This window comes from Serratia sp. TSA_105.2 (genome assembly GCF_052692115.1).
Genome location: NZ_JBQZFT010000008.1, coordinates 145,390 through 156,700 on the forward strand (window position 1 = coordinate 145,390; position 11,311 = coordinate 156,700).

8 protein-coding genes are annotated in these 11,311 nt (G+C 61.1%); 6 read left to right on the plus strand and 2 right to left on the minus strand.

Translation table 11 applies throughout. The features are described from left to right. The first annotated feature begins 4 nt into the window (after positions 1-4). Together emrA and emrB are read left to right on the plus strand one after the other, a co-directional pair. The gene (gene emrA / locus ACUTSC_RS20485) at positions 5-1,177 is read left to right on the plus strand and encodes a multidrug efflux MFS transporter periplasmic adaptor subunit EmrA (protein WP_049200874.1); all 1,173 of its coding nucleotides are present in this window, start codon (positions 5-7) and stop codon (positions 1,175-1,177) included. A gap of 17 nt (positions 1,178-1,194) precedes the next feature. Then, entirely contained in the window at positions 1,195-2,733 is a 1,539-nt protein-coding gene (gene emrB / locus ACUTSC_RS20490) for a multidrug efflux MFS transporter permease subunit EmrB (protein ID WP_063990642.1), read from the plus strand. A 59-nt stretch (positions 2,734-2,792) separates the two neighbouring features. Here emrB and ACUTSC_RS20495 read toward each other — a convergent pair whose 3' ends face one another. Continuing rightward, a complete protein-coding gene (locus ACUTSC_RS20495; RefSeq protein WP_197768843.1) occupies positions 2,793-3,881 on the minus strand; it encodes a tRNA/rRNA methyltransferase in 1,089 nt (362 codons plus the stop codon). Between the two features lie 207 nt (positions 3,882-4,088). Here ACUTSC_RS20495 and trxC point away from each other — a divergent pair, with 207 nt between their 5' ends. The 4 genes from trxC to pssA all read left to right on the plus strand — a co-directional run bounded on the left by trxC (position 4,089) and on the right by pssA (position 9,517). Then, positions 4,089-4,508: a thioredoxin TrxC gene (gene trxC, locus ACUTSC_RS20500; protein WP_004928868.1), complete on the plus strand. Its 420-nt coding sequence runs from the start codon at positions 4,089-4,091 to the stop codon at positions 4,506-4,508. A 114-nt stretch (positions 4,509-4,622) separates the two neighbouring features. Further along, positions 4,623-5,312, plus strand: a complete 690-nt coding sequence (locus ACUTSC_RS20505; protein WP_197768844.1) for a DTW domain-containing protein — start codon at positions 4,623-4,625, stop codon at positions 5,310-5,312. A gap of 48 nt (positions 5,313-5,360) precedes the next feature. Further along, complete coding sequence (locus ACUTSC_RS20510; protein WP_445653529.1) at positions 5,361-8,009, plus strand: bifunctional acetate--CoA ligase family protein/GNAT family N-acetyltransferase; 2,649 nt, start codon at positions 5,361-5,363, stop codon at positions 8,007-8,009. Between the two features lie 152 nt (positions 8,010-8,161). After that, on the plus strand, positions 8,162-9,517 hold the full coding sequence (gene pssA / locus ACUTSC_RS20515; RefSeq protein ID WP_197768846.1) for a CDP-diacylglycerol--serine O-phosphatidyltransferase: 1,356 nt from the start codon (positions 8,162-8,164) through the stop codon (positions 9,515-9,517). A gap of 36 nt (positions 9,518-9,553) precedes the next feature. Here the strand turns inward: pssA and ACUTSC_RS20520 are convergent, their stop codons facing one another. Next, the gene (locus ACUTSC_RS20520) at positions 9,554-10,864 is read right to left on the minus strand and encodes an MFS family transporter (RefSeq protein ID WP_197768847.1); all 1,311 of its coding nucleotides are present in this window, start codon (positions 10,862-10,864) and stop codon (positions 9,554-9,556) included. Between the last annotated feature and the right edge of the window lie 447 nt (positions 10,865-11,311).

An 11,311-nucleotide genomic window follows, 5' to 3' on the forward strand; every position in this document is an offset into this window, starting at 1 on the left:
CACCATGAGCGCAAGCGCGGAAATCCAAAACCCGCAGCAGCCGAACGGCAAAAAGAAGCAGCGTAAATTTTGGCTGCTGTTGCTGACGGTTATTTTCATTGTTATAGGGGTGGCTTACTTAGTGTATTGGTTCCTGGTGCTGCGTCATCACCAGGAAACCGACGACGCCTACGTCTCCGGCAACCAGGTGCAGATCATGGCCCAGGTGTCCGGCAGCGTGAACAGCGTCAATTTCGACAACACCGACTACGTCAAGCAGGGCGACGTGCTGCTGACGCTCGATCCGACCGATGCCGAGCAGGCGTTTGAACGCGCCAAGACCGGCCTGGCCAACAGCGTGCGCCAGACCCACCAGCTGATCATCAACAGCAAGCAGTATCAGGCCAACATCGCCCTGCGCAAGACCGATCTGAGCAAGGCCGAGAACGATCTGAAGCGCCGCGTGGTGCTGGGCAGCGTTGACGCCATCGGCCGCGAAGAGCTGCAACACGCTCGCGATGCGGTCGACAGCGCCAAGGCCGCGCTGGAAGTGGCGGTGCAACAATACAACGCCAATCAGGCGATGGTGCTGAACACCCCGCTGGAACAGCAGCCGGCGATCCAACAGGCCGCTGCGCAGATGCGCGATGCCTGGCTGGCGCTGCAGCGTACCAAAGTGATCAGCCCGATTACCGGCTATGTCTCGCGCCGCAGCGTGCAGGTCGGCGCGCAGATCGCCGCTGGTTCGCCGCTGATGGCGGTGGTGCCGGCCGATCACATTTGGGTTGACGCCAACTTCAAGGAAACCCAGATCGCCAACATGCGCATCGGCCAGTCGGCGACGGTGGTCAGCGACGTCTACGGCGACGACGTGGTGTATCAGGGCAAAGTGGCCGGTATCGACATGGGCACCGGCAGCGCCTTCTCGCTGCTGCCGGCCCAGAACGCGACCGGTAACTGGATCAAAGTGGTGCAACGTCTGCCGGTGCGTATTGAGCTCGACGCCAAGCAGGTGGCCGATCATCCGCTGCGCATCGGTCTTTCTACGCTGGTGACCGTCGACACCGCCAACCTGGACGGCCGCGTGCTGGCCGACGTGGTGCGCGACAAACCGCTGTACCAGAGCGACGCGCTGGCGTTGAATCTGGCGCCGGTTAACCAGCTGATCGCCGACGTGATCCATGCGAACGCCGGCTAAGCGCGCGGGAGGCCATCTTGCCACAGAAACCGCTTGAAGGCGCCCAGCTCGCCTGGATGACGGTCGCGCTCGCCATGGCGACCTTCATGCAGGTGCTGGACTCCACCATCGCCAACGTGGCGATCCCCACCATTGCCGGTAACCTCGGGTCTTCCAACTCGCAGGGCACCTGGGTGATCACCTCATTCGGCGTGGCGAACGCCATCTCGATCCCGATCACCGGCTGGCTGGCGAAGCGCATCGGCGAAGTGCGGCTGTTCCTCTGGTCCACCGCGCTGTTCGTCATCGCCTCCTGGCTGTGCGGCATCTCCAACAGCCTCGGCATGCTGATCTTCTTCCGCGTGATCCAGGGCGTGGTGGCCGGGCCGTTGATCCCGCTGTCGCAGAGCCTGTTGCTGAACAACTACCCGCCCGCCAAGCGAGCGATGGCCCTGGCGCTCTGGTCGATGACCGTTATCGTCGCGCCGATCTTCGGGCCGATCCTCGGCGGTTACATCAGCGACAACTATCATTGGGGTTGGATCTTCTTCATCAACATCCCGATCGGCGCCTTTGTTATTATGGCGGCGATGGCGACGCTGAAGGGGCGAGAAACCAAAACCGAGATCAAACCAATCGATACGGTTGGCCTGGTGCTGCTGATCGTCGGCATCGGTTCGCTGCAGGTGATGCTCGATCAGGGCAAGGAGCTGGACTGGTTCAACTCGACCGAGATCATCACCCTGACCGTCGTGGCGGTCGTGGCGTTGCTGTTCCTGGTGGTCTGGGAGCTGACGGACGACCACCCGGTGGTGGATCTGTCACTGTTCAAGTCACGCAACTTCACCATCGGCTGCCTGTGCATCAGCCTGGCCTACATGCTGTACTTCGGCGCCATCGTGCTGTTGCCGCAGCTGCTGCAAGAGGTATACGGCTATACCGCCACCTGGGCGGGGCTGGCGTCGGCGCCGGTCGGGCTCATCCCGGTGCTGCTGTCGCCGATCATCGGTAAGTTCGGCAACCGGCTCGACATGCGCAAGCTGGTGACCTTCAGCTTCATCATGTATGCCGTGTGCTTCTACTGGCGCGCCTATACGTTTGAGCCAGGCATGGACTTCGGCGCTTCGGCCTGGCCGCAGTTCGTCCAGGGTTTCGCCATCGCCTGCTTCTTCATGCCGTTGACCACCATCACGCTGTCCGGCCTGCCGCCGGAACGCATGGCGGCGGCGTCGAGCCTGTCGAACTTTACGCGAACGCTGGCGGGTTCGATCGGTACCTCGATCACCACCACCCTGTGGACGCAGCGCGAATCACAGCACCATTCGCAGCTGACGGAGTTCGTCAATCCGTACAACCCGCAGTCGCAGGAGATGTACCGGCAGCTGGAGCAGCTCGGCATGAGCAAACAACAGGCGTCGGCATATATCGCCAACGAGATCACCGCGCAGGGCCTGATCATCTCCGCCAACGAGATCTTCTGGCTGTCGGCCGGGGTGTTCCTGGTGCTGCTGGTGCTAGTGTGGGTGGCGAAACCGCCATTCAGCTCCGGCGGCGGTGGGGGCGGCGGCGCTCACTAAGCTTCAATAAACGAAACGGGCGCCCTGGGGCGCCCGTTTTTTATCCGACGTAGAACAGATTACGCCTGATTCTGACGCCACCAGTCCGCCAGCAGAATGCCGGTCGCCACGGAAACGTTCAGGCTTTCCACCTTGCCGGTGCCGCCGATAGACACGTTCATGTCGCCCTGCTGCCAGGCGCTGTCGCTCAGACCGTCACGTTCCTGGCCCAGCACCAGTACCATCTTGGCCGGCAGCTTGGCCTGCGCCAGCGCGGTGCCTTTGTGGCTCGAGGTGGTGACGATGGTATAACCCGCCTTGCGGAAGGTATCCAGCACCGACAGGAAATCATCGGCGTTGATCGCCTTGATGTGCTCCGCGCCGCCTTCTGCGGTACGCACCGCCGCGCCGGATTCCAGCAGCGCCGGATCCTGCAGCAGCACGCCGTTGACGCCGAAGTGAGCGCAAGAACGGACGATAGCGCCCAGGTTATGCGGGTTACCCACTTCTTCCAGCGCCAGCACGCAGTCGGTCGCCGGTGCGCTTTTCAGGTAGGTCTGCGCATCCAGGCCCTGACGCTTTTTGATCAGGAAGCAGACGCCGCCGTGGTGCTCGGTGCCGGAAGCCTTGGCCAGCTCTTCCTCATCCACCACGTGGTAAGCCTTGCGGTTAGCCGCCATCCAGCGCAGCGCTTCGCGGAAACGCGGGGTGACCGACTGCACGAACCAGGCGCGCACGATCGCTTCCGGGCGGCTGGCGAACAGTGCCTGACAGGCGTTTTCACCGTAAACGCGGGTTTCTTCCGCGCGCTGGCGGCGCAGCTGTTCCGGATCGATAAAGCTTTTGCCGCTGATACCGCCGTGATCGAACGCCGGTTCTTCATTCGGCGCGCGCGAAACGGTTCTCCACGGTGACTCGTTGCCACCGCGATCTTCAGAGCGCGCCGGACGGCGAGGACGATCGCTTTCACTGCGGCGGGAGTCGGCACCACGGCGATCGTTGCCGCCGCGCGCCTTGTCTTGACCGGTACGGCCCGAGCGCGCACCGTCAGCCGGACGGCCTTTGCCGGCCGGACGTTTATTCTTGTTGCGGTCGTCGCCGTTGTCGTCGTCATTGCGGACGTACATCACTTTGACTTTACCGTTCTTGCCACTAAATGAATCGTTCATTGTCTTCTCCACCAACGCGCAGGGCGCGAAGATTACCTGATGTTGGTGCACGAAGCCACCAACTTGCGCTAAAAGCTCCCAACTATCACATCCATTGAACAAACCTCATTGTTCATGCGCCGGGTTTTGCCGATAATTGTCAGCATTAAAGAAACATCTCCGCAACTGCGTTGCGGGGACCATGCTTTCTCTGTACCCGAGGTCAACATGAATACAGTTTGTGCAGCTTGCAATGCCACCAACCGCGTGCCGGAAGAACGTTTGGCGGACAACGCGAAATGCGGCCGCTGCGGCCATGAGCTCTTCGACGGTGAAGTGATCAATGCCACCGCCGCCACGCTGGACCAGTTGCTGCAGGACGATCTGCCGGTCGTGGTCGATTTCTGGGCGCCGTGGTGCGGCCCGTGCCGCAGCTTTGCGCCGATCTTTGAAGACGTGGCCGAAGAGCGCGCCGGCAAAGTGCGCTTCGTGAAAGTGAACACCGAAGCCGAGCCGGAACTGAGCGCCCGTTTCCGCATCCGCAGCATCCCGACCATCATGGTGTTCCGTCAGGGCAAGATGGTCGACATGCTCAACGGCGCGATGCCGAAAGCGCCGTTTGACAACTGGCTCAACGAGTTAGTGTGATTCGGCAAGTATAGGCCGTATCCCGCCATCGCGCGCGAACGCGCCTAGATCGAGCCCGCCCCTCCCGGCGGGCTTTTTTCTGCGTTACAATGGCGGTTTTTCCCCAGGATCGTTATGACCGACAACGCCGTACTTCGCCTGCGCCAATTCCGTTTAGACCGCGCCACCCGCCCTTTTCTGGCGCGCGGTTGCCGGGTGGCGCGTTGTCAGGGTTGCCTGCTGCCGCATAAAAACTGCCTGTGCGACACCATTCGCCCGCAGCAGGCCGGCAGCCGTTTCTGCCTGATCATGTTCGGCGCCGAGCCACTCAAACCCAGCAACACCGGGCGCCTGATCGCCGATATCCTGCCGGACACCCAGGCGTTCCTCTGGTCGCGCACCGAGATCGATCCCGCCCTGCTGGCGGCCATCAACGATCCGGCGCGGCAGCCTTACGTGGTGTTCCCTGCGTCTTACGCCGACGCAGCACGGCCGGTGTTCAGCGAGCTGCCCGCCGGCGGCAAACCGCCGCTGTTCATCATGCTGGACGGCACCTGGGCGGAAGCGCGCAAAATGTTCCGTAAAAGCCCGTATCTCAATCAATTCCCGGTGTTTTCCCTCAACGTCGACGCCGCATCGGACTACCAGCTGCGCGAAGCCAGCCGCGCCGAGCAACACTGCACGGCGGAAGTGGCCGCCGCCCTGCTGCAACAGGCGGGCGATCTGCCGGCCGCCGACGGATTGAATCAGCATTTTCGCTATTTCCGTCAACAGTATCTGGCAGGAAAACCGACCCGGCCGGAGGCACCGGTCACAGCAATGTAGCCAGAAAGCGCCTAAAATCAGGCGTAACGTTGCCAAAAGGAGCCGTGCATGAGCCAGCGAGGGTTAGAAGCGCTACTACGTCCCAAATCGATCGCCGTGCTGGGCGCTTCGCAGCAGCCCGGCCGCGCCGGCAACCTGATGATAAGCAACCTGCTGGCCGGCGGATTCGGCGGGCCCATCTTGCCGGTCACGCCGCGCTACAAGGCAGTATGCGGCGTGATGGCCTACCCCGACGTCGCCAGCCTGCCGCTGACGCCGGATCTGGCGATCATCTGCACCCACGCCAAACGCAATCTGGCGCTGATTGAAGCGCTGGGCCAACGCGGCTGCAAAACCGCCATCGTACTCTCTTCGCCGCCGGAACAGTTCGACGAGCTGAAGGCCTGCGCGCAGCGCTATGCCATGCGGCTGTTGGGCCCCAACAGCCTGGGGCTGCTGGCGCCGTGGCAGGGCATCAACGCCAGCTTCTCGCCGGTGCCGATCCAAAAGGGCAAACTGGCGTTTATCTCGCAGTCCGCCGCCGTGGCCAACACCATTCTCGACTGGGCACAGCAGCGCGAAGTCGGTTTCTCCTACTTCATCGCGCTGGGCGACAGCCTGGACATCGACGTCGACGACCTGCTCGACTTTTTGGCGCGCGACAGCAAGACCAGCGCCATTCTGCTGTATCTGGAAAACATCAGCGACGCACGGCGTTTTCTCTCTGCCTCGCGCAGCGCCTCACGCAACAAGCCCATTCTGGTGATCAAAAGCGGCCGCAGCCAACAGGCGCAGCTGCTGCTCAACAGCCAGCTGGGGCTGGACGCCGCCTATGACGCCGCCATCCAGCGCGCCGGCCTGCTGCGCGTGCAGGATACCCTTGAGCTGTTCTCGGCGGTGGAAACCCTCAGCCATATGCATCCGCTGCGCGGCGAGCGGCTGATGATCGTCAGCAACGGGGCGGCGCCGGCAGCGATGGCGCTGGACGAACTGCTCGGACGCAACGGCAAGCTGGCCACGCTGAGCGATGAGAGCCTGGCAACATTGAGCGACGCGCTGCCGGATTTCATCCGCGCCGGCAACCCGCTCGACCTGCGCGATGATGCCACGCCGCAGCGCTTCCTGGCGGCTATCGAAGCGCTGCTCGACAGCCACGACTATGACGCGCTGCTCTTGATCCATGCGCCTAGCGCGGCGGCACCGGGCACCGCCACGGCGGAACGGCTGATCGACGCGCTGCATCGCCATGCGCGCGGCAAGCGCATCACATTGCTGACCAACTGGTGCGGCGAATACTCTTCGCAAGAGGCGCGCCGGCTGTTTACCGAAGCCGCGATTCCCACCTACCGCACACCGGAAGGCGCAGTGACCGCCTTTATGCATATGGTGGAATACCGTCGCAACCAGAAGCAGCTGAAAGAGACGCCGGCGCTGCCGGTCGGCCTGACCGCCAACACCGCCGACGCCCACCGGCTAATCCATCAGGCGCTGGCCGAAGGCGCCACCCAGTTGGATACCCACGAGGTACAATCCATTCTGCAGGCCTATGACCTGAGCACTCTGCCGACCTGGATCGCCGAGGACAGCGCCGAAGCGGTACACATTGCCGAACAGATCGGCTACCCGGTGGCGCTGAAGCTGCGTTCACCGGATATCCCGCACAAATCGGAAGTTCAGGGCGTCATGCTCTACCTGCGCACCGCGACCGAAGTGCAGCGCGCGGCGGAGGCGATCCTCGACCGCGTGAAGCGCACCTACCCTCAGGCGCGTATTCACGGCCTGCTGGTGCAAAGCATGGCCAACCGCGCCGGTGCCCAGGAGCTGCGCATCGCGGTAGAACAGGATGCCATTTTCGGCCCGCTGGTCATGCTGGGCGAAGGCGGCGTGGAGTGGCGCCAGGAAAATCAGGTGGCGGTCGCGCTGCCGCCGCTGAACATGGCGCTGGCGCGTTATCTGGTGCTGCAGGCGGTGAAAGGCGGCAAGATCCGCGGGCGCAGCGCACTGCGGCCTTTGGATATCCCCGGGCTGAGCCGCCTGCTGGTGCAGGTCTCCAACCTGATCCTCGACTGCCCGGAGATCGCCCGGCTGGATATTCACCCGGTGCTGGCCTCCGGCAGCGAGTTCACCCTGCTGGACGTTTCGATGCAGCTCGCGCCGTTCAGCGGCGATCCGCAGGCCCGGCTGGCGATCCGCCCTTATCCGCATGAGCTGGAAGAGACCATCGCGCTGAAAGACGGCAGCCAATGCCTGTTCCGCCCAATCCTGCCGGAAGACGAGCCGGCGCTGAAGCATTTCATCGATAGAGTGACCAAGGAAGATCTCTATTATCGCTACTTCAGCGAGATCAACGAGTTTACCCATGACGATTTGGCCAACATGACGCAGATCGACTACGATCGAGAAATGGCCTTTGTGGCGGTGCGTGCAGACGAGATCATCGGCGTGACCCGCGCGCTGTCCGATCCGGACAACACCGACGCCGAATTCGCCGTGCTGGTGCGTTCCGATCTGAAAGGCGTGGGCCTGGGCCGTCAGCTGCTGGAGAAAATGATCGCCTATGCGCGCGCTCATGGCCTGACCCGCCTGAGCGGCATCACCATGCCGAATAACCGCGGCATGATCGCACTGGCGCAGCGGCTGGGCTTTGGCATCGAGGTGCAGCTTGAGGACGGCATCGTCAATCTGACGCTGCCGCTGCAGGCCGCCGACGCGCAGTGACCTGCGTCGCAATGCGCTACGAATCCACCACTTAACGCCAAAACATACGCACAATCGAGGCAACTAATGGTATTATCGCCCGATTATTCGGTTTATTTTTTTTAAGCCCGTGGCGTTCCGGCCATTAATCATGAGAGAAGAAACGCACTGTGATGTTGTCAAAATTTAAACGTAGCAAACATCAACAACACCTTGCACAACTGCCCAAACTCCCCCAGACGGTTGCTGATGTTCGTACGTTGTACGCACCGTCCGATTTTCGCACCACGCTGCTGGACGCCATCGCCAACGCCACCCAACGCATCTATCTGGTGGCCCTTTATCTGGAGCATGACGACGCCGGGCGCGAGATCCTCAGCGCGCTGTATCAAGCCAAGCAGCGGCGACCCGAGCTGGAAATCTGCGTGCTGGTCGACTGGCATCGCGCACAGCGCGGGCGCATCGGCGCCGCCGCCGCCAATACCAACGCCGACTGGTACTGCGCTATGGCCGGCCAACATCCCGAGCAGTCGGTGCCGATCTACGGCGTGCCGGTCAATACCCGCGAAGCGCTGGGCGTATTGCACCTGAAGGGCTTTGTGGTCGACGATACCGTTATCTACAGCGGCGCCAGCATCAATGACGTTTATCTGCATCAGCATGAGAAATACCGGTACGATCGCTACCAGCTGATCACCAACGAGGTGTTGGCCGATACCCTGATCGATTACATCAAGCAGCATCTGCTCACCGCCGGCGCCGTACAGCGCCTCGACCGCAGCGATCGGCCGAAAAGCCCGGAGATCAAAAACGAGACCCGTCTGTTCCGTTTCGCCCTGCGCCGCGCCGGTTACCACTTCCGCGGCAAGGCCGGCAACGATGAGTTGGCGGTGACGCCGCTGGTTGGGCTTGGCAAGCAAAGCGTGCTGAATAAAACCATTCATCACCTGATGTCGTGCGCCGACCAGAAACTGACGCTGTGCACCCCCTATTTCAATCTGCCGGCGCTGCTGGTGCGCAACATCATTTATCTGTTGCGCCAGGGCAAACAGGTGGAGATCATCGTCGGCGACAAGACCGCCAACGACTTCTATATTCCGGAAGACCAGCCGTTCAAAATCATCGGCGCGCTGCCCTACTTGTACGAGATCAACCTGCGCCGCTTTCTGAGCCGCTTGCAGCGCTATATCGACACCGGGCAGCTGATCGTGCGTCTGTGGAAGGACGGCGATAACAGCTATCACCTGAAAGGCATGTGGGTAGACGAAGAGTGGCAGCTGATTACCGGCAATAACCTCAACCCGCGCGCCTGGCGGCTGGATCTGGAAAACGCCATTCTGATCCACGATCCCAAGCAGGAAATGCGCGAGCAGCGGCAAAAAGAGCTGGAATGCATCCGCACTCACACCACCGTGGTTGGCCACTATCAGGAGCTGCAAAGCATTCAGCAATACCCGATCAAGGTGCGCAAGCTGATTCGCCGTCTGCGGCGTATCCGTATCGATCGGCTGATTAGCCGTATCCTGTAAACGCTACTCTGACCCCGGCCAAGGCCGGGGTTTTTATTACAGCTGTATCTCCTTGCCTTTGCGATGCAGCCGGAGCGAGACCAATAGCGCCAGCAGGCACATGCCGGAAACGTACCAGAAGAAGGCATTTTCCACGCCGAACGATTTAAGCGATAACGCGACATATTCCGCCGAGCCGCCGAACAGAGCATTCGCTACTGCATAAGACAAGCCCACCCCTAACGCACGCACCTCTGGCGGGAACATCTCGGCTTTAAGCAACCCGCTGATCGCGGTGTAAAAGCTGACAACGAACAACGCCAGCACGATCAAACCGAACGCCATAAAGGGGTTGGTCACCTCTTTCAGGGCAAACAGGATCGGTACCGTCAACACGGTGGCCAATGCCGAGAAGATCAACATCGAACTGCGACGGCCGATTTTATCCGAGAACGCGCCGACCGCCGGCTGCAGCAGCATGAAGACGAACAGCGCGACGGTCATGATGGCGCTGGCCAGCTTGGCGTCCATGCCGGCGGTGTTCACCAGATATTTCTGCATGTAGGTGGTGAAGGTGTAGAAGGTCAGCGAACCGGCGGCGGTAAAGCCCAGCACCATCAGAAACGCTTTGCGGTTTTTCCACAGCCCCGTCAGCGAACCGGCATCCTTGTGGTTACGCGTCTTCGCATCGGAGGTTTCATTCAGCGAGCGGCGCAGGTACAGCGCCACCACCGCCAACAGCGCACCGAGCGCAAACGGGATACGCCAGCCCCACGCCTTCAGCTCTTCACCAGACAATATTTGCTGCAAGATCACCAATACCAGCAGCGCCAGCAGTTGCCCGCCGATCAGCGTTACGTACTGGAACGAGGCATAAAAGCCACGTCGGCCCTTGATCGCTACCTCGCTCATGTAGGTGGCGCTGGTGCCGTACTCGCCGCCCACCGACAGCCCCTGGAACAGGCGCGCAAGCAGCAGCAGCGCCGGTGCCCAGCTGCCGATCGATTCATATGTCGGCAGGCAGGCGATCACCAGCGATCCGGCGCACATCATGCAGACCGAAATCAGCATTGAGTTTTTTCGGCCGTGTTTGTCGGCAATATAGCCGAACAGCCAGCCGCCGATAGGCCGCATAAAGAAGCCGGCGGCGAACACCCCGGCGGTTTGCAGCAGCTGCGTGGTGCTGTTGCCCGCCGGGAAGAACGAGGCGGCAAAGTAAATGGAACAGAAGGAGTAAACGTAAAAATCAAACCACTCCACCAGATTGCCTGATGAAGCCCCGACGATAGCGAAAATGCGTTTCTTGTTATCCAGCGCTCCCTGTTCGACGCCGTGCTCATCCCCAAGAGCCGAGGTTGTTTCTGTCATGATGTTATCTCCGAGCCATAGCAATGATGAAATTCGGCTTCCTGCCGCCAGGTGTTACTTTATTGTTATTTATAAGTTAACAGCCAAACTTAATAGCGGACGAAGAATATCTGGCGTTTGGAGGAATAATGCGCGGATTTTGTGATGAATATTAAACCGTACGATGAAAGCTGAAGCGGATTACAACGGGGATTTTTCATTTTACGCATAGCAAAAAGCCCTGAACGTCAGTTCAGGGCTTTCGGCTTGGTTTGATGCCTGGCAGTTTATGGCGGGCGTCCTGCCCGCCCCCCTTCAGGCCGTTGCTTCGCAACGTTCAAATCCGCTCCCGGCGGATTTGTCCTACGCAATTCGTCTCATCCTGAGTCCCCCCTCCGGGGCCGCCGCGAGCGGCGTTAAGGCCCATCGGGAACGGGCCTTTCGCATGCCCATGCTCGAGCAGAACGC